Annotated in this window: 21 protein-coding genes; 9 read left to right on the top strand and 12 right to left on the bottom strand. The window is 36.8% G+C overall.

What is annotated here, in order from left to right:
* Genes Q8Q95_00525 through Q8Q95_00560 form a run of 8 tightly spaced genes read left to right on the top strand, consistent with a single transcriptional unit; the run spans position 1 to position 6,552 of the window.
* A complete protein-coding gene (locus Q8Q95_00525) occupies positions 1-228 on the top strand; it encodes an SHOCT domain-containing protein (GenBank protein ID MDP3764093.1) in 228 nt (75 codons plus the stop codon).
* Positions 229-269: 41 nt separating this feature from the next.
* The gene (locus Q8Q95_00530; protein ID MDP3764094.1) at positions 270-647 is read left to right on the top strand and encodes a hypothetical protein; all 378 of its coding nucleotides are present in this window, start codon (positions 270-272) and stop codon (positions 645-647) included.
* Entirely contained in the window at positions 644-1,642 is a 999-nt protein-coding gene (locus tag Q8Q95_00535; GenBank protein ID MDP3764095.1) for an NAD(P)-dependent oxidoreductase, read from the top strand. Before Q8Q95_00530 ends, Q8Q95_00535 begins: the two co-directional genes overlap by 4 nt.
* Positions 1,643-1,647: 5 nt before the next feature.
* Positions 1,648-2,913 (top strand): DUF4147 domain-containing protein, encoded by a 1,266-nt coding sequence (locus Q8Q95_00540; GenBank protein MDP3764096.1) that lies wholly within the window; start codon positions 1,648-1,650, stop codon positions 2,911-2,913.
* Between the two features lie 16 nt (positions 2,914-2,929).
* Positions 2,930-4,159: a phosphopyruvate hydratase gene (gene eno, locus Q8Q95_00545; protein MDP3764097.1), complete on the top strand. Its 1,230-nt coding sequence runs from the start codon at positions 2,930-2,932 to the stop codon at positions 4,157-4,159.
* A 41-nt stretch (positions 4,160-4,200) separates the two neighbouring features.
* Entirely contained in the window at positions 4,201-5,004 is an 804-nt protein-coding gene (locus tag Q8Q95_00550) for a pyruvate kinase (GenBank protein ID MDP3764098.1), read from the top strand.
* 12 nt (positions 5,005-5,016) lie between these two features.
* Positions 5,017-5,484: a DoxX family protein gene (locus tag Q8Q95_00555; protein ID MDP3764099.1), complete on the top strand. Its 468-nt coding sequence runs from the start codon at positions 5,017-5,019 to the stop codon at positions 5,482-5,484.
* A 9-nt stretch (positions 5,485-5,493) separates the two neighbouring features.
* The gene (locus Q8Q95_00560) at positions 5,494-6,552 is read left to right on the top strand and encodes a peptidoglycan-binding domain-containing protein (protein ID MDP3764100.1); all 1,059 of its coding nucleotides are present in this window, start codon (positions 5,494-5,496) and stop codon (positions 6,550-6,552) included.
* Positions 6,553-6,615: 63 nt separating this feature from the next.
* Here Q8Q95_00560 and Q8Q95_00565 read toward each other — a convergent pair whose 3' ends face one another.
* The 3 genes from Q8Q95_00565 to Q8Q95_00575 all read right to left on the bottom strand — a co-directional run bounded on the left by Q8Q95_00565 (position 6,616) and on the right by Q8Q95_00575 (position 9,661).
* Positions 6,616-7,968: a hypothetical protein gene (locus tag Q8Q95_00565; GenBank protein MDP3764101.1), complete on the bottom strand. Its 1,353-nt coding sequence runs from the start codon at positions 7,966-7,968 to the stop codon at positions 6,616-6,618.
* A gap of 155 nt (positions 7,969-8,123) precedes the next feature.
* Entirely contained in the window at positions 8,124-8,822 is a 699-nt protein-coding gene (locus Q8Q95_00570) for a 50S ribosomal protein L25 (protein ID MDP3764102.1), read from the bottom strand.
* Positions 8,823-8,956: 134 nt separating this feature from the next.
* Positions 8,957-9,661 carry a lycopene cyclase domain-containing protein gene (locus Q8Q95_00575; protein ID MDP3764103.1) on the bottom strand — a complete coding sequence of 235 codons (705 nt, stop codon included), beginning with the start codon at positions 9,659-9,661 and terminating at the stop codon, positions 8,957-8,959.
* 91 nt (positions 9,662-9,752) lie between these two features.
* Here Q8Q95_00575 and Q8Q95_00580 point away from each other — a divergent pair, with 91 nt between their 5' ends.
* On the top strand, positions 9,753-10,412 hold the full coding sequence (locus tag Q8Q95_00580; protein ID MDP3764104.1) for a transposase: 660 nt from the start codon (positions 9,753-9,755) through the stop codon (positions 10,410-10,412).
* Between the two features lie 45 nt (positions 10,413-10,457).
* On the opposite strand, the gene Q8Q95_00585 is transcribed toward Q8Q95_00580, so the two are convergent.
* From Q8Q95_00585 to Q8Q95_00625, 9 genes are all read right to left on the bottom strand, one after another.
* Positions 10,458-11,318 (bottom strand): class II fructose-bisphosphate aldolase, encoded by an 861-nt coding sequence (locus Q8Q95_00585; GenBank protein ID MDP3764105.1) that lies wholly within the window; start codon positions 11,316-11,318, stop codon positions 10,458-10,460.
* Positions 11,319-11,438: 120 nt separating this feature from the next.
* Complete coding sequence (locus tag Q8Q95_00590; GenBank protein MDP3764106.1) at positions 11,439-12,683, bottom strand: hypothetical protein; 1,245 nt, start codon at positions 12,681-12,683, stop codon at positions 11,439-11,441.
* Positions 12,684-12,696: 13 nt separating this feature from the next.
* Positions 12,697-13,680: a carbohydrate kinase family protein gene (locus tag Q8Q95_00595; protein MDP3764107.1), complete on the bottom strand. Its 984-nt coding sequence runs from the start codon at positions 13,678-13,680 to the stop codon at positions 12,697-12,699.
* A gap of 85 nt (positions 13,681-13,765) precedes the next feature.
* Positions 13,766-14,233, bottom strand: a complete 468-nt coding sequence (locus Q8Q95_00600) for a hypothetical protein (protein MDP3764108.1) — start codon at positions 14,231-14,233, stop codon at positions 13,766-13,768.
* Positions 14,234-14,316: 83 nt separating this feature from the next.
* Entirely contained in the window at positions 14,317-15,291 is a 975-nt protein-coding gene (locus tag Q8Q95_00605) for a transketolase C-terminal domain-containing protein (GenBank protein ID MDP3764109.1), read from the bottom strand.
* A gap of 126 nt (positions 15,292-15,417) precedes the next feature.
* Positions 15,418-16,281, bottom strand: a complete 864-nt coding sequence (locus Q8Q95_00610; protein MDP3764110.1) for a transketolase — start codon at positions 16,279-16,281, stop codon at positions 15,418-15,420.
* Between the two features lie 96 nt (positions 16,282-16,377).
* A complete protein-coding gene (locus tag Q8Q95_00615; protein ID MDP3764111.1) occupies positions 16,378-16,581 on the bottom strand; it encodes a hypothetical protein in 204 nt (67 codons plus the stop codon).
* A 106-nt stretch (positions 16,582-16,687) separates the two neighbouring features.
* Positions 16,688-17,308: a HisA/HisF-related TIM barrel protein gene (locus Q8Q95_00620; GenBank protein ID MDP3764112.1), complete on the bottom strand. Its 621-nt coding sequence runs from the start codon at positions 17,306-17,308 to the stop codon at positions 16,688-16,690.
* A 1-nt stretch (position 17,309) separates the two neighbouring features.
* The gene (locus Q8Q95_00625) at positions 17,310-17,765 is read right to left on the bottom strand and encodes an RpiB/LacA/LacB family sugar-phosphate isomerase (GenBank protein ID MDP3764113.1); all 456 of its coding nucleotides are present in this window, start codon (positions 17,763-17,765) and stop codon (positions 17,310-17,312) included.
* Between the last annotated feature and the right edge of the window lie 21 nt (positions 17,766-17,786).

Here is a 17,786-nt window from a genome sequence, read left to right on the forward strand (position 1 = left end):
ATGATGAACTTTGGATTTGGGACTCTTGGTGGGTTTGGTTGGATTTTTATGATTCTTTGGTGGGTATTGATAATCGCCGGTATTATCGCGCTCATCAAATGGCTCACCAGAGGAACTCTTGGCACGCACAATCACAAAAAATCCGCGCTTGAGATCTTGCAAGAGCGCTATGCCAAAAGCGAGATTGACAAAAAAGAGTTTGAGGAGAGAAAGAAAGATTTAAACTAGACATCCTTTTTTCAATTCTTAACCAATGGTAAGATAATGTTATGGAAAACTCTAAAAAAATTCAGTGGGTTCTGCGTGTGGCTGTGTTCGGAGAATTTCTGGGACATGGCGTTTTTGCCCTGCAAGGTAAGCCGCAATGGCTGGGTTGGATCAGCCAGATGACCGGAGCCAGCGATATACTAGCGGCTAAACTTCTTATGGGCGTTGGCTTATTAGACATATTGGTGGCCATAATTATTTTATTAAAACCCGTCAAACTAGTTCTCCTCTGGGCAATCTTTTGGGGCTTTTGGACGGCTCTGGTGCGGCCGCTGGTCGGCGAACCAATTTGGGATTTTATAGAACGCTGGGCCAACTGGGGCGCGCCACTGGCATTGCTTCTTCTGCTTAATCAAAAAAATCCGCCAAATAAAATATGAAAATAGCTTTTTTTGAGGTTAGACCCGAAGAAGAAATCTTCACCTCTGCCCTACTTAAAGAGGAATGTGTTTTTATCAAAGACAAATTAACAGAAGAAAATATTGATCTCGCTAAAAATGCGGACATAATTTCTATATTTATAAATTCAAAAATAGATAAAGAAATTATAGATTCTTTGCCTAATCTTAAATTGATAACAACCAGATCCACCGGTTTTGATCATATAGACGTTACTTACGCTAAAGAGCAAGGCATAAAAATAACCAACGTGCCTAGTTATGGTTCGGCCACAGTGGCTGAGTTCACGCTCGCCTTAGTCTTAAGTTTGGCTAAAAAAATATTTGAAGCCAAAACAAATGTTCTAGAAAAACAGGGGTTTGATATAACCAATCTTCAGGGTTTTGACTTAAAAGGAAAAACTTTGGGCGTTATAGGCACAGGGCGTATCGGCCAAAATGTAATTAAAATGGCTTCGGCTTTCGGTATGAAAATATTGGCGAGCGACGTAAAACCAAATAATGAAATTGCTTCAAAACTTGGTTTTGAATATACCAATCTAGAAACTCTGCTTAAAAATTCCGATATCGTTACGTTACATGTGCCCTATTTTGCTGAAAATAAACATTTAATAAATTCGGGTAATATTGGCCTAATGAAAAAAGGCGCTTATTTAATAAACACAGCTCGGGGCGAGCTAGTGGAAACAGATGCCCTGCTTAAAGCTCTAGCGTCCAAGCATCTAGCCGGGGCTGGTCTTGATGTTTTAGAAGCCGAAAGAGAACTAAAAGAAGAAGCTGATCTTTTAACTTCTGGGGCAGAAAAAATAAAAGACATAAAAATTTTACTGGAAGATCACGCTCTTATGAATATGCCCAATGTTATAGTTACGCCTCATATAGCTTTTTTCTCTAAAGAAGCCTGTGATGAAATTTCTAAAATAACTGTCCAGAATATCAAATCTTTTATGGCTGGTAGTCCAGAAAATTTAATCTAGTTACTATGGAAAATAACCTAATAAAAAATATAGAAGAGCTATCTACTTCTCCGCTAAGAAAAAAAGCTTTAGAAATAATAAATTCTGGATTATCTGCAGTTAGTACTCAAAAAGTTTTAAAAGAAAATATAACTTTAACTGAAGATACTTTAACAATAAAAAATAATGTTTTTGATTTAACAAAATTTGATAAGTTAATTTTTATAGGTTTAGGCAAAGCTGCTAGTGAAGCCGCTTTGTTTTTTGATGAATTATTGGGACAAAAAATAAGCGCGGGTGCTGTTTTAGACTTAAAAGAAGTAGCTTGCCAATATATTAAAAGTTATAAAGCGGATCATCCGCGACCATCTGCAAAAAATATAATAGCCTCCCAAAAGGTTGTGGATTTAGCCGATGGTATTTCCGAAAAAGATCTTGTTATAGCAGTTATTTCTGGAGGGGGTTCGGCCATGCTGTGCTGGCCAGCCGAAGAATGTGAACAAAGCGTCAAACTTTATGATTCTTTCTTAAAAACAGGCGGCAACATAGAAGAATTAAATACTATAAGAAAACACACCTCGCAGATAAAAGGCGGGGGCTTGGCCAAACTTTTCTACCCAGCAAAAATTGTTGGTTTAATTTTTTCCGATATTCCAGGAGACAACTACGATAAAGTGGCTTCTGGCCCAACTTTTTTAGACGAAAGCTCGGCAGAAGATGCTCAAAAAATATTAAATAAATACGCCATAACAGATATAACATTAAATGAAACTTTGAAGGAAGAAAAATATTTTACTAATGTTTTAAATATTAATCTTGTTTCTAATAAAACTGCGTTAGAAAAAATGAAGGAAACTGCAGAGAATTTAGGTTTTGACGCTTTTATAATGTCTTCATCCGTATACGAAAATACAGATGAAACAATAAGCAACTTTAAAAAATCATCGGCTTCTAAAAAAGCTATAATAGCTGGCGGAGAAATAAGTATTTCTGTAACAAGTTCTGGCGGCAAAGGTGGCAGAAATCAATATATAGCTATAAAATATGCCCCTTTAATTAAAGAGAACGAGGTTTTTGTTTCTGTAGCTTCCGATGGATTAGATAATTCTAACGTAGCTGGCGCTATTATAGACAAAACCACAATGTTAAAGGCCAAAGAAAAAGAATTAAATAACGAAATATATTTAAAAAGTTACGACACTTACGATTTTTTTAACACAACTAAAGATCTAATTTTCACAGGCCCAACCGGAGCCAACGTGGCTGATTTAATGTTATTATTAATAGATTAGCAACTCCCGACATTAAATGAGTGTCCTTACAAAAATAGAAGCGAGGGAAGTTTTAGATTCTCGCGGCAATCCAACCTTAGAAGTTACGGCTCTAGCCGAAAATATTTCGGCTTCTTTTTCGGTGCCATCTGGCGCTAGCACGGGCAGTCACGAGGCCTTAGAAAAAAGAGACGGCGACAAAAACCGTTTTAGGGGTTTAGGCGTTCTTGGGGCTGTAGAAAATATAAATAAAATTATCTCCCCTGCGCTTTCGGGTATAGATCCCAGCGAACAGAAACAAGTAGATAGCGCTTTATTAAAATTAGACGGTACTTCCAATAAATCTAGATTGGGGGGAAATGCCACTATAGGCGTAAGTATTGCCTGTGCTAAATTAGCCGCCCAACTAAAAAATATAGAAGTTTTTGAACATTTAAAAACTTTAGCCAATATAAAAAATTCACATAAAATCCCCTATCTTTATATGAACTTAGTAAACGGGGGTAAGCACGCCCAAAGTAAAATAGCTTTTCAGGAATATCATGTAGTACCAATGGTAGATGATATTGAAACAGCGCTAGATATAGGTACAAAGATTCAATATGCGCTAAAAAAGAAGCTAGCCGAAGGCTTTGGTGTATCTTCGGCTAATTATGGCGATGAAGATGGATTTGTACCTACTTTTTCTGATGTTAAAAAACCACTAGAGATACTATTACAAATAATAGAAGAAAATAAACTTTTAGATAAAGTTAAATTGGCGCTCGATGTCGCCGCTTCATCGTTTTATGAAAAAGGTAAATATAATTTTAACGAAAAAAACCATACCAGTGATGAACTTTTAGATTTTTATCAAACCTTAACCAATTCTTTTCCTATGCTTTCCATAGAAGACCCTTTTTACGAAGAAGATTTTGGGCGATTTGCCGAACTGCTGGCCCAAAAAAAGGTTAAAGTTGTGGGTGATGACCTAACTGTTACTAATCCTGCCCGCTTAAAAGAAGCTATAAATCAGAAAAGCATAAATGCTATAATTATAAAGCCGAACCAAATTGGCACGCTGACCGAAACACTGGAAACAATGAAGCTAGCTCGCGAAAATAATGTGGAATGTATAGTTAGCCACCGCAGCGGAGAAACCACGGATGATTTTATTGCAGATTTAGCATACGCTTTTGGAACTTTTGGTATTAAAACCGGCGCGCCCCACGGTGGCGAAAGAGTTTCAAAATATAATAGATTATTAAAGATAACGAAAGCTTTTTAGCTTTCTAGGAAGCTAGTCCCTAAGAAGCTAAAACCTAAAACATGAACTATTCCCAAGCCCAAATCGTGGCTACCATTGGCCCCGCTTCTAAAGAAAAGGAAATTATAAAACAAATGGTGGCCCATCATATGGATATAGTCAGGCTTAATTTTTCGTGGGGCAGTTACGATGAGCACGCCTACTATATTGCGACTGTGCGCGAATGTGCTAAAGAATTAAACCGCAGAATACCTATTTTACAAGATCTTTCTGGCCCGCGCACCAAAACAGAAACTGGCCACGAAATAAACCCCAATGCTGTTAAAGCCGTAACCGAAAAAGATTTAAAAGATCTTGAATTTGGCTTAAAACAAAACGTGGATTATATTGCTATGTCTTATGTTGGCAATAAAAACGATGTTTTAGAAATCAAACATCATATTAAAGAAGCGGGCTATAAAACCCCGGTTATCGCTAAAATAGAAAGGCGAGTCGCCGTAGAAAAAGCCGATGAAATTATAGATGTGGCCGATGGTATAATGATAGCGAGGGGCGACTTAGGCCACGAAGTTCCTTTAGAACAAATTCCCTTTATTCAAAATATGATTATTAAAAAATGCAAAGACGCCGTAAAACCTGTTATTACCGCCACCCAAATGATGTTTTCTATGAAAGATAGCCCTACCCCAACCCGCGCTGAAGTAACCGATGTGGCTTTCGCTATAATTTCGGGTTCAGACGCTGTTATGCTTTCCGACGAAACTGCCAACGGCCAATACCCCGTAGAAGCTGTTACCATGATGGAAAAGATTATTTTAGAAGCCGAAAAATATTTAAAAATTAATTATTTAAATCTATTAAAATAAATAATAAAAAATATGAATCCACAAAATAAAAATATTATATTTCTCTTAAGAATCGCTTTAGGCTGGATATTCTTTTATGCCGGCATAACCAAAGTCTTAAACCCAGCATGGTCAGCGGAAGGCTTCTTAAAGAATGCCAAAACGTTTCCCGATTTTTATATGAGCCTTATAGATTACCTACCCACCATAAACTTTATAAACAAATGGAGTTTAACTCTTCTGGGAGTATCTTTGATTCTAGGAATCTTTGTAAGATCAAGTTCAGTTTTGGGTGCCACTCTTATGGCTTTGTACTATTTCCCTGCATTAGATTTTCCAATAGCTAGCCAAAACTATTATTTGATTGATTACCATATAATTTTTATACTTGTTCTACTTTATTTTGCCTCTATAAAAGCTGGGCGAATACACGGCTTGGAAAAAAATATTACTGATCTAATTTATAAAAACTATCCTAAACTAAAAGATTACCTAGGCTAAACTATGAAAATGAAAACAATATATATCAAACTGATATTAATAATGTTGTTTTTTATGCCTATTTTAGTATGGGCTCAAACCTCTAACACAGAACTATCGAGACCGTTGCGTTTAGGCACACAAGGAGAAGATGTTAAAACTTTGCAAAAATTTTTAGCGAAATATCCAGAAATATACCCCGAAGGCTTAGCTACTGGATATTTTGGACTTAAAACTCAAATAGCGGTTAAAAAATGGCAACAAAAATATGGAATTGAACCTGTAGGTATTGTAGGGCTAAAAACAATCGCTAAAATAAAAGAAATAAGTTTAGCTAAACAGGCTGAACCAGCATCATCTAAAGTAGCACCACCAGATCCGCAAAATACAACAGAAAAAGTGGTTCAACCAATTATCGTCAACGACACTATACTACCCACAGCAACCCTTAATGTTAAAGTGCCGGCACCTACAAAAATTTATATCGAAACCAACCCCAGCGAAGAAGTGACGGCTGTTTATGAATACGGCCTTAACATAAACTATGGCTTTACTAAAGAATTATCAACCCAATATTTTTCTTCGCTCACTGGAACTTATATAGAAAATTTAACCCCATCAACCACTTACCAAGTTAGAGCTAAAATTACTGATCGCGCTGGTAATATTGGCTATTCTCAAAATTATACTTTTACCACACCTAGCACTGCCCAAGCGCCCTTGCTATCTGCCGGCCCAAGTGTCACAAGCAGTAAAGCCCTACCAGCAACTTCAGTTGCCGTAAGCTGGGAAACAAATATTCCTTGTGCTGGAACACTTTATTATGATACCGGCGCTACCTTTGGTAGTTCTGTCAGAAGCGACGTTACTGCCACCAACCATAACGCAGTTATAACTGGCCTTAGCTCTGGAATAACCTACCTTTATAAATTTACTTGCGCCACTACCGATAAAAAATTTGAAAGCGATAATTATATATTTATAGCAACTAGCTCTTCTTCATCATTAATAAATAATCTTTCTTTGGCAAGTATTATAGAAACACTTAAGGGAATAGTAGAAAAAATAATTACTCTAGCAAAAGAGTAAATTAAAAAATATTTAAGCTAAAAAACTTCTCTGATACAAATCGGAGAAGTTTTTTAAATGTGTCTACAAATTAGGTTCTATCAACGCCGCTATGCGCAAAACTTCTTTGGAATAAAAATTACAAATATATTTAGTGCAATTGGGACTGCCCGAAATATAAGCCTTAGCCGCCCTAAGTTCTTTGTCTCGCGTTTTAGCCGTAGCGCCAGCATCAGCTAAATAAAGCGCGGAGCCTGTAAAAGCGTCTTCCACCCGCCAAGGGTCGGGCGGGTTATGCCCTGTTAAACTAGCCACTCTATCTTCAAAAAGAAGCCAAGTGGAAGGTAAAAATTGAGCCGGCCCCATAGCACCGCCACAACCATAATTAGGCTTTCTGGAAACTGCCATCTTGTCGGGATCATAACCTAGTTTGGATGTGATTTGCATAAAAGCATTCTTTTGTTTTTCGGCAGAACTTGGTTTGCCTAAATTTATATAACACTGATACAAATCTACTCGCCAATCTCCATTGCCTGTATGGCTACCCGCGGTTATAATCCCTTCTTCGTACCTTCGGCCTGTTTCAACTTCTAACAAACCCAAAAGAAAAGCTGTGCGTATGCCAGCCCGTTTGGCCGCCAAAGTAGCATATTTAACTGCGTCTTCGGCTGTAACACCAGCTTTGCCCAAATACTGAATTTGATTTCTGATAGCGGCAATATCTTTTTTCTTGGCTTGTATAATTTTTTGATAATTAGATTCTTGGCCTTTAGTTTGCGTCAGTAATTGATTTTTTTGCCCTTTTTGAGTAGAAACATTTTGTTTTTGAATTTGCGCTAACGCTCTTAAAGACAAAAGTTCTTCTCTTTTGTCTTCTAACTCATCTTTTTCTTTTTGTAACTGCTCTTTTAAAATATGTAAATCATCTAAAGATTGGTTAACATCTTTTTGCACGTTGGCTAAAGCCGAAGCTTCTTCGAAAAACTGGGCTAAATCTTTTTTAACTAACAAAATTTCCACCAAAGACAAGCTGTCTTTTTTATATATTGTCCTTAAATATTCAGATAAAGATTTTTTCTGTTTACTTGTTCTAGCTTCAGCCTCTTTTATACTTTCTATGCGCAAAGCAATATTGCTCTCTGTTTGCCTAACAGAAAGATTTAAGCCTTTTATAGTAAGCTCCGTTTGCTTAATTTGATTATCTAGTTTGGCAACTTCGTTCTGCAAACTGTTTTTCCTGCCTTGTATTTGAACAAGATCCTTGTCTAAACCTGCAATCTCGTTTTCAATGGCCGATATTTGAGATTCCCACAAAGCTTTTTGACCAGCATCTTGAGCCAAAACAAACCCCTCGAATAAACTCGGAGCAAAGCTAGAACTTATAAAAAGCAAACCAAAAACAGCGCATGTGATAGTAAATATGTGCTTTCTTAACATTGATTATATTTTAACACAACATATAAAAAACCAGCTGAAAATTTTAGCGCGGTTCTGCGAATGAGCGGGCATGGTTTCCCCGACCTTGCGTCGGGGAAGAGCGAGTGAGCAGTACCAATGAGCGAGCTCGCTGGGCGAGCGAATGATAGCAAAAATTATTCAGCTGGTTTTTTACTTTCTTGAGAATCAGCTTCAGCCGCCGGAGTTTCCTGTTTAACCACGCCTTCAACTTTAGTAACATCTTCCACCACATCGCCCTTCAAAGATTCTAATTCTTCTTCAGTACGGGGTGGGATGACAGAAGCCAAAATAGTTTCGCTATTATCTAATATTTTAACGCCGGCCGGAATTTTAAGATCGGCTATTTTAATATGGTCTTCAAAAGTTTTTATAAACGAAATATCAACTTCAATATTATGTGGTAAATTTTGGGGTAAAGCTTCTACTTCTACGTGCTGTATACCTCTAATTAAAGTACCATTAAGTTCTTTAACTGCTGGCGAATCGCCCACAAACAAAAGTGGAATTTCGGCCTTAATTTTTCTATCTAAACTAACTTCTAAAAAATCAACATGCGTAAGATTATCTTTTACAGGATCTCTTTGTACGTCGTGAATTAAAACGTGTTTAGGTTTGCCTGCCCCGAGCGAAGTCGAGGGGTCACCCTCAATAGTTAGTTCTAAAAGAGTACTTTCTCCAGCTTTTTGGAGAACTTTTTCTAATATAGGAGCTTCAATAAAAACATTTGTATTTTTAACGCCACGACCATAAACCACACCCGGTACAAAACCATCTTGGCGTAATTGATTTACACCTCCTTTTTCTCTTATTTTTACTTTAATAGTATTAGACATAGTGATAGTTTGACTGAATCCCTACCTCTTTATGAGATAAAAAAACAGCCTTTTCAGCTGGGCTTAGCTTAGCATTGACCCCAACAAAAATCAACGGGTTCATCAATATACATTATATACAGCTAAAAGCCTATCTAAGTAGGTTTTTTCTTCCTAGCAAACTCGTAAAGTGGTCCAATTAACATCCCCCACGAAAAACCCCAAACCATTTCGGTAAGTGGAATGTTTCTTATGATTCTTATATCTAAACCAGATTCATATAATAACCATCCTCTTCTAAGTAACTCATCAACATTTAGAACAAGCAAAGATAGTAAAAAATAAGAAAGGAACATAATACACATAACACCGACACCGCTAAATATAGAATCCAGTAGTAAATCTTTTCTCTGGCTAACTATTAACACTGTACCTAAAATAGCGGCGATTGAGGTAGAAAAAATAGAATCAACTCCAATTTTAAATAACAGATACGAAACAACCGAAACGGTTATTAAGATCGCAACCAAGCTTGTTTTATAATTTATTTTTTTAATTCTTCTTAGGTGTTTTCTAAAAATAGCTTCATATATTACAGAACCTATCCCGCCTACCAAAAAACAAAACAATAAATCCTCAAAAAATATCTTTACAGGGCCTATATTAGTGAACAAAATACTTTCTGGCTTCCAGTAATCTATAAAATATAACATTTCTGAAATAGGTCCAACAGGAGCAAGTAAAAAACTCATAACAAGCTGTTCAAATCTAGTTCGTTTGCTAAATATAAAAAATAAAACCCATATAACAATAAACGGGATAGTAAGAACTAGATAAGCATATTTAAACTCGAGTACCATCAATATAAATTCTACTGTTTAATTTACACTCTGTCCAACACCCAATTCTGTCCAACACCAGGTGTTGGACAGAATATGATAGAATATAAGTATGATTCGAAAACATCTTTTTGCGCCTGGTGAATATTATCATATTTATAGTCGCGGTACAGACAAAAGAAATATATTCCTCAATAGCGATGATTATTGGAGATTTATGACCGCACTTATAATATTTCAGGGTAATGTCCACATACCCCAAGTTTCCAGATTAGTGCCGTTTGTCAAACACCAGATGTTTGACAAAGAGGAGTTTAAAGAGATTTTAGAAAAAAAGACCATTGATTTGGTTTCTTTTTGTTTGATGTCAAATCACTATCATTTACTTTTGAAAGAAAACTTAGAAAATGGGATATCAAATTTTATGCAACGTTTAGGCAACAGTTATACAAAATATTTCAACCTAAAATATCAACGAACGGGGCACCTTTTTGGGAGTGTATTTCAATCAAGACATATTAAAAAAGACAAATATTTAAAACATCTATCAGCTTACATTCATGTCAATCCTTCTGAAATCTATAGTTGGAATAAAAAAGAAACAGTATATCCTTGGTCAAGTTTTCAAGACTACGTTGGAAAGAATCGCTGGTCTGAATTTTTGTGTCCATCAATAGTTTTGGATCAGTTCAAAAACAGCAAAGACTACCAAAAATATGCTCTGGAAAGCGGCGCTAAGAGTAAACCTATTCAAGATATTTTTATAGACTAAACTGTCCAACACCTAATCTGTCCAACACCAGGTGTTGGACAGATTTCAGACCTTACTGATACTCCCAAAAAGCCTTAACTTCTGCCTTACCAACTCTTTGATGTTACCTACGACCTCTTTTTCTAAACGATAAAGCGCGTATTCGCTAGGATTAGACTTGAGTTGCCTCTCCAACCCTTTTCTAAAAAGCACTCTTAATTCGGTGCTGATATGAATGTTGCTTATGCCCAAAGATATAGCTTTTTTAATATCGGCATCGGGTATGCCAGAACCCGCGTGCAAAACCAAACTAACATGCTTAGGCACAACTTTTCTTATGTCTTCTAAAATTTCAAAATCCAGTTCTGGCTCGTCAATATTTATACCGTGGACGTTGCCTATAACAATCGCCAACCGATCCACCCCAGTTTCATTAACAAACTTTAAAGCTTCTTCGGGCTTAGTATAGTCTTCGGGCGTAACAGCTATTTTTTTGCCAGTTAATTGGGAGTCGCCTTTTAAATAACCTAGCTCACCTTCCACCGAAATATCTTTATTTTTACTTTTAGCGTACCTCACCGCCCTTCTAGTTTCATTTATATTTTCTTTCAAAGATAAATTTGAGCCATCAAAATGCACAGAATCGTAACCCGCCTCCACCGCTTCAAAAATAGCCTCAACCGATTTAGTATGATCCGCATTTAAAAATATATTCGGCCAATCTTCTTGGTAGGATTTTATTAAAGACACCGCGCTTTTTAAACCCAGCCATGCTCTTTCGCCTTCGGAAGTTCCAATCATAACAGGCGAACCTGCCTCCCTAGCCGCCTCCACCACGGCTTTAAGCAATTCTAAATTAGAGACATTAAAATGCCCTATAGCCCAATGATCTTTATTTGCTTGATTAAAAAAATTTTTTAAAATCATCAAAATTATAGAAAATTATCATTCCGAGCAACATTATGGAGAATAGTTTTTATATAAATAGAGAGGCTCCATATCGCTTGCGAGGGATGATAATTTTCGCAAAAAACAATATTCAAAAAACTACAAAATAATATATCCTTTATCAAACCCGTCCAAAACTAATTTTTCTAGCTTTTCTTCCCCACCTGAATATTCAGCAAAAATCTTGGTCCACATGGCCTCACGTTGATGATAAGTTAAAGCTTCTTTTTTCCCTTCCATAAAAGAAACCAAGGACATGGCATTATCTTCTAAGTCAAAACTTACAACTTCTTCACCGCTAACCCCTTGAAAAAGTCCGCCAACCCAATCCAAATTCCACCATAAACTTAAATCCACCTTGCCTCCTGTCTTTTCCGATATACCAACCAAATCCCTCTCGCCTTTGGCCCAATGAATAGATTCCGGGTTAACTCTGGGCTGGAAAAGGCGCGGATCTTGAGAATTTTCTTTAACTAAATAACGCTGAACAATAAGCCAAGCATTTTTTTCTTTTATATCCATAACTTCTTTAACATCTCCTCTTAAGAGCGATTTAAACTTTTCCGCAAAATTTGCTTCGGTAGAATATTTTTTAAAAAGTTTTGAATAAAATTCTATTTCGTGGAAATAATGCAAGAGCAAGGCAAAGTCTCTTAAAAATTTTCCCGGCACATCCATAGTTATGGGGTTCAAAAAAATAACCCCAAACTCTTTTAAATGGCTAACATTATGATGTTTCTTTTCTATAAATTTCTTGGCAATATCGTGCCACTTCGGGCTTAATACCTTAACTTCTATATCTCTTTCTTCAAAATCCGCCTCGGTAAAATTACTATAGGCTTCCTCAAAAGTTTTATGCATCCATTCATTATTTTCTACAAATCTTAAAGCACTAAAAGCCTCTAGCAGATTTTCTTTTTCAAAAATTTCTTCTACCGTAGCATAGCCTAAATAGTTTAAAAGATTTTCGGGTTTTCGTTTTAAAAATATTTCCTTTATAAAATCTTTCTTTAAAAAAAAGCCTTTACCCACCTTAACCAAGGATCTTGAAAGATTGGCCGCTTTTTCAAATTCGTTTGCACCCTCAACAGTATTTAAAAATTCCAAAAAATCTTTTTCGTTTTGAAAAATAGCTTTCTGCAAAGTGCCCCGAGTATGATCAGCACTTCTGTCGTCGCCTGTGTTTAGTTTCTTTATTGTTTCTTCAATTATTTTTTCGTTCTCGTTACACAGCCTTTCTATAATACCGGTTTTGCCTGTAGATTCCCGTAAAGAAAGTTCTAAATTTTCTAATGTTTTTTCGGTTATGCCAAGAATTCTAGCTATTTTTTGATTGGGCGTCATAATTAATTTAAGATTATCTAACTTTCACTTTAAAATCTTGCCATCTTTTGTCATTTATAAATTGATCTTTCGTCAGTATACCATCTTTGGCGCCCAGTCTTTCCACCACGCCTGTAGCATTAGCGCTAGCTAACCTTATAGCATATTGAATATCATTTTTTTCTATTAAACCCGCCACAAACCCCGAACCAAAAGCATCACCGGCTCCAGTTCTATCCACAACATTTTGATTTTTAAATATGCCAGATTCAAAAATACTTTTACCGTCAGAAATCAAAGCACCTTTGTGGCCATCGGTTAAAACAACAATTCCACTTACGTATTCATCCAGCGTTTTAAATATTTTATCCTCTTTTTTATAATCTAGCCCAGTTAAATACGCGCCTTCTTCTCTGTTTATTAATAAAACATCTAACTTTTTTAAAACCTCGCCTAAACCATCGAGACCCATTTTAATTTCTGATTTTGACGGGTTGTAGGCAACCTGGGTGTTTGTTTCTTTGGCTTTATTTAAAATTAAATTCAAAACATCTAGCGGCATAGCACCCGCCATATAAAACCATTTAGCATTTAATGTTCTTAAATTAACATCATCCGGTTTAAAATGTTCCGAGGCGCCCCGATAAACCAAAATAGTTCGCTCGCCGTTGGGCGATAATAATAAAATAGAATATGCAGTTTTATAATCGTCATTTTCTATAACAAAGTTGGTTCCGACTCCTTCAGACTTTAAATTTTGCAAAACTTCTCTGCCAGAAACATCATTGCCTATTTTACAAACACAAGCTGTGTTTAATCCTTGCCTACTAAAAGTAACAGCGGCATTGGTTGCGCCGCCGCCTGTAGCAAAAACGATATCATCTATATCTATTTTTTCGCCTAACGGTAAACACAAAACCTCACCCGTTAAAAACTTAAACGAGGAAGCTCTTTTAAATTCATGGCTTCTGACAAAAGCATCGCGTGTGGCCGTGCCAATGGTAATCACATCGTACATACCTTAATTTTAACAAATAAAAAGAAAAAGGTCAGTCTTTTATAAGACCGACCCATATTAATTGCGTTCTTCGTGAACAGTTTAACTAGGAAGTATTTATAAGAACAGCAGAAGGCTCGTTAAAACCCCGAGAACCTTCAATGCTACCAGGACTCCACCGCCACCTCTTACCACTCCAAAAAAGAAACACTGTGTATAGGCGGCCATCTGGACCATAAAGTTCAGTGCCATCAAAAGAAACAAACAAAGTACGGCCATCAACCTTATTTTTCCATTCTTGTGGAATAAGATCTTTATTTTTCCAAAAAGTTTGAAAAATCTTAATATCAAACCGAACCCGACCCAGTTCTTTTAGACGTTTTATTCTTTCATTACCATCAATTCTTTTTTCTTTATCTTTTAAACAGGTTTCCAAACGAATATTGGTAAGATTTATCTCGGTAAGGCTTAAAGAACATTCATCTTCTTCGCCTAGGCTCCAGTCTTTACCCAAGCCCGAAAAAGACGCTGGATCAAAAGGGCAAGAGCGGTCAATCTTTACGATTGTATCCATAAACCCTCCTTTTAGTTTATTCAAAAGAACAGTACATCTAAACTTTTAACACATAACCCATTAAGACTTCAAGATGAGAATAATTACTTACGCGATAGCACTTTTTTAACCGCTTTTTTTATTGATTCCACACCCATGCCATATTTTTCTATAAGCTCTTCGGGTTTGCCTGATTCCCCAAAACTATCACTGACTCCAATAAATTCCATCGGTACTGGCATTTCTTTGGCTAACAGCTCGGAAATGGCACTACCCAACCCGCCATATATTTGATGTTCTTCTACGCTAACCACAGCGTGCGCGCTATGAACATATCTTAATATTGTATCTTTATCTAAAGGTTTTATGGTATGAATATTTACCACCGCTACTTGTATTCTTTCTTTTTCTAAATCTATTGAAGCTTTAATTGCATTATAAATTAATGGCCCACAACCAAAAATTACAACATCTTTTCCATCTTTAAAAACTTCAGCGCGGCCAATTTTAAAAGGGGTATGAGAAGTTGTAATCATGGCGCTTTTTTCGCGTGTAAAACGTAAATAAACTGGCCCCACTAATTCTGCCGAGGCCACTGTAGCCTTTTTAGCTTCTTCGTAATCGCAGGGCACAACCACTCTCATATTTGGCATCATTCGTGTAAGCCCAATATCTTCTAAAGCCTGATGCGTAGCGCCATCTGGACCGACTGATATGCCAGCGTGCGCGCCTGCAATTTTTACATTGGCTTCGTTGTAAGCAATCGTGGTTCTAATTTGTTCGTTATTTCTACCCGGGCTAAAAGTGGCATAAGAAGATATAAAAGGAATTTTTCCGGCAAGAGCCAATCCTGCCGCCACCGAAGCTAAATTTTGTTCGGCCACGCCCATTTCTATAAATCTTTCGGGAAACTTTTTTTGAAAAGCTAAAGAACGAGTAGATTCGGTTAAATCGGCGCACAATACCACTACATTTTTATTTTTTTCTCCAGCTAAAACTAAGCCATCGCCATAACCATCGCGGGTTGGTTTTTGTTCTGGTTTTAAAATATCTTTTACTAAATATGCATTAGGATTCATCGGGTGATGTCTAATACCTAATTACTAATATCTAATCAATGCCTAATGCTTAATTATCTAATTTCAAAATTTAGTCATTAGACATTTGGATTTGATTAGAAATTAGAAATTTGTCATTAGAAATTTTTAATCAATATGCCCTGCTTCTATCTGCCCCTGCAATGTTCTTAATTCCCGCAAAGCAATATTCGCTTCTTCTTTGTTGGGCGGTTTACCGTGCCATTCAAATTTATTCTCCATAAAATCTACGCCCTTACCCGGAATGGTTCGTGCAATAATTACAGTTGGTTTTTCGTGTATGGCTTCGGCTTTGGCACACGCATCCACAAATTCGCGAATATTATGCCCATCAATTTCTAAAACATACCAATTAAAAGATTCATATTTGGCTTTTAAATCATCTAACGGCATTACGTCTTCGGTGTAACCATCTATTTGAATATTATTTCTATCTATTATTCCAACTAAATTATTTAATTTATATTTAGCCGCAAACATAACTGCTTCCCAAGTTTGGCCAGCATCGTGTTCGCCATCGGACATGGCACAGTAAACGCGATTTGGAAGGTTATCCATTTTAAAAGCCATGGCCATACCAGAGGCTTGAGATAAACCTGACCCGAGCGGACCAGATGTTGTTTCTAAACCGGGTAAAGATAATCTGTGTGGGTGCCCTTGTAAGCGCGTACCGAGCTTACGTAAGGTTTTAAGTTCACTAATGGGAAAATAACCCGCATGCGCCATAGCCACGTAACGTATTGGGCAAATATGACCGTTAGATAATATTAAGCGATCACGCGCCGGCCATTCGGGATGTTTAGGATCGTGTTTTAAAATATGAAAATACAAAGCCGTAAAAATATCGGCCATACCTAACGGACCAGCTGAATGCCCCGAACCCGCTTCCAAAAGCATTTTAATAAGATCTTGCCTTATTTGGTTTGCCTTAAGCTCCAGTTGTTTTAATTTAGTTTCATGAAGCGCTTCCATTTTATAGTGAGTGAAACCGAACTACGCTTTAATTTTAACAAAATAAAACCCCCAGCGCACGTTATGCGCCAGGGATTAGTGAAACAAGATCACAACTTAGGAGGGAGTGAACACGATGGTCGTGATCCTCAACATCATGTATTCACGAGGTGGAGGCGCTGGAGTTGCCGTAGTAACTGCAGAATCTACATAAGCTCCTAAGCGTAGCATTTGGATAACAACTTCTTCTACTGCCTTCTGGTGGTTTATTGTGCCCAACTCAAAAATAGTTTCTACTATACGAATCATTGTTCCAGACATATTTTCCTCCACTGTGATAAATCAGAATGAACAATCCATGATTTAGATTGTTTTAATTATACACTACTAGATATATATTTGTCAACCCAACCCCAAAGCCCAGTATTTAAGCTATATTTTTAAACCTCTCAATCATCTGTTTGGGATCAGTGCTTTCAAATATAGCCGAACCTACCACCGCAGAGTCTACGCCTAGTTCCTTGAGCTTAGATATATTTTCCAAATTAATTCCCCCGTCAACTTCTATGTTCACATTCGGCATTACTTGTTTTAAAGTTTTTATTTTTTCTAAAACCGATTCATTAAATTCTTGCCCTTGGTAACCCGCTTCAACGCTTAAAAATAAAACTCGGCCAGCCGATTGAACCATATCGGCATACGGCGCCCACGGAGTTTCTACTTTAAAAGCCAAAACTATTTCCTTATCTGTGGCAGACCTCGGAGGTTTGCCACTCTTTAAAGATTCTACCTGAACCACGAAACGGCTCGCTGGACTTGCCTGCCATTTTTCAATTTCTGCTATAGGATCAGCTACCATCAAATGAACCTCTATTTTTGATTTTAAATTTAAACCCGAAAGATCGCTGGGATTATTCCAAGTTTCTACGGGCGTAAAAAAACCATCCGAAATATCCAGTTGAATATATTCGGTTAAACTATCTACCAACTTTATCTTCTTTTCAACTTCTAGCCATTCTTTTTCTAATATTGCAGGAATTATATTCATACTATTTAAAATTCTCTTCTTCTTTCTTTTCTATTTTATCTACCCTTCTAATATACTTTTCTTCGTTAATAAACCTAGTTACCAAAAACGCCTTCAAAATCCTTTCAGCCAAACTAAAGTCAGTTTGATCGGCCGATAATACTAAAACATTTAAATTGTCATTTTCACGACCATGTTTAGCAAACCATTCGTCAACCGCCAAACCCGCTCGAATGTTTTTGATTTTGTTAGCCGCCACCACCATGCCTAAACCCGAGCCACATATCATAACACCAAAATTTTCTTTTACATTCTCGGCAACTCTCTCGGCAACTTTAAAAGCAAAATCCGGATAATCATCTTCCGGATCAAATTTATGATTGCCTAAATCTTTAAACGGAATTTTCGCCGCAGTTAAATAACCTTTCAAATATTCTTTTAAATTGTAGCCTCGATGATCTGAACCAATATAAATCATATTAAGATTCTAGCATATTTA

It is taken from the genome of bacterium (assembly GCA_030697795.1).
Classification (GTDB): Bacteria; Patescibacteriota; Minisyncoccia; order JACQLN01; family JACQLN01; genus JACQLN01.

Bases quoted from the DNA above. Each gene is read 5' to 3' on its own strand.
- Q8Q95_00525 (MDP3764093.1), top strand. From the start codon at position 1: ATGATGAACTTTGGATTTGGGACTCTTGGTGGGTTTGGTTGGATTTTT.
- Q8Q95_00530 (MDP3764094.1), top strand. From the start codon at position 270: ATGGAAAACTCTAAAAAAATTCAGTGGGTTCTGCGTGTGGCTGTGTTC.
- Q8Q95_00535 (MDP3764095.1), top strand. From the start codon at position 644: ATGAAAATAGCTTTTTTTGAGGTTAGACCCGAAGAAGAAATCTTCACC.
- Q8Q95_00540 (MDP3764096.1), top strand. From the start codon at position 1,648: ATGGAAAATAACCTAATAAAAAATATAGAAGAGCTATCTACTTCTCCG.
- eno (MDP3764097.1), top strand. From the start codon at position 2,930: ATGAGTGTCCTTACAAAAATAGAAGCGAGGGAAGTTTTAGATTCTCGC.
- Q8Q95_00550 (MDP3764098.1), top strand. From the start codon at position 4,201: ATGAACTATTCCCAAGCCCAAATCGTGGCTACCATTGGCCCCGCTTCT.
- Q8Q95_00555 (MDP3764099.1), top strand. From the start codon at position 5,017: ATGAATCCACAAAATAAAAATATTATATTTCTCTTAAGAATCGCTTTA.
- Q8Q95_00560 (MDP3764100.1), top strand. From the start codon at position 5,494: ATGAAAACAATATATATCAAACTGATATTAATAATGTTGTTTTTTATG.
- Q8Q95_00565 (MDP3764101.1), bottom strand. From the start codon at position 7,968: ATGTTAAGAAAGCACATATTTACTATCACATGCGCTGTTTTTGGTTTG.
- Q8Q95_00570 (MDP3764102.1), bottom strand. From the start codon at position 8,822: ATGTCTAATACTATTAAAGTAAAAATAAGAGAAAAAGGAGGTGTAAAT.
- Q8Q95_00575 (MDP3764103.1), bottom strand. From the start codon at position 9,661: ATGGTACTCGAGTTTAAATATGCTTATCTAGTTCTTACTATCCCGTTT.
- Q8Q95_00580 (MDP3764104.1), top strand. From the start codon at position 9,753: ATGATTCGAAAACATCTTTTTGCGCCTGGTGAATATTATCATATTTAT.
- Q8Q95_00585 (MDP3764105.1), bottom strand. From the start codon at position 11,318: ATGATTTTAAAAAATTTTTTTAATCAAGCAAATAAAGATCATTGGGCT.
- Q8Q95_00590 (MDP3764106.1), bottom strand. From the start codon at position 12,683: ATGACGCCCAATCAAAAAATAGCTAGAATTCTTGGCATAACCGAAAAA.
- Q8Q95_00595 (MDP3764107.1), bottom strand. From the start codon at position 13,680: ATGTACGATGTGATTACCATTGGCACGGCCACACGCGATGCTTTTGTC.
- Q8Q95_00600 (MDP3764108.1), bottom strand. From the start codon at position 14,233: ATGGATACAATCGTAAAGATTGACCGCTCTTGCCCTTTTGATCCAGCG.
- Q8Q95_00605 (MDP3764109.1), bottom strand. From the start codon at position 15,291: ATGAATCCTAATGCATATTTAGTAAAAGATATTTTAAAACCAGAACAA.
- Q8Q95_00610 (MDP3764110.1), bottom strand. From the start codon at position 16,281: ATGGAAGCGCTTCATGAAACTAAATTAAAACAACTGGAGCTTAAGGCA.
- Q8Q95_00615 (MDP3764111.1), bottom strand. From the start codon at position 16,581: ATGTCTGGAACAATGATTCGTATAGTAGAAACTATTTTTGAGTTGGGC.
- Q8Q95_00620 (MDP3764112.1), bottom strand. From the start codon at position 17,308: ATGAATATAATTCCTGCAATATTAGAAAAAGAATGGCTAGAAGTTGAA.
- Q8Q95_00625 (MDP3764113.1), bottom strand. From the start codon at position 17,765: ATGATTTATATTGGTTCAGATCATCGAGGCTACAATTTAAAAGAATAT.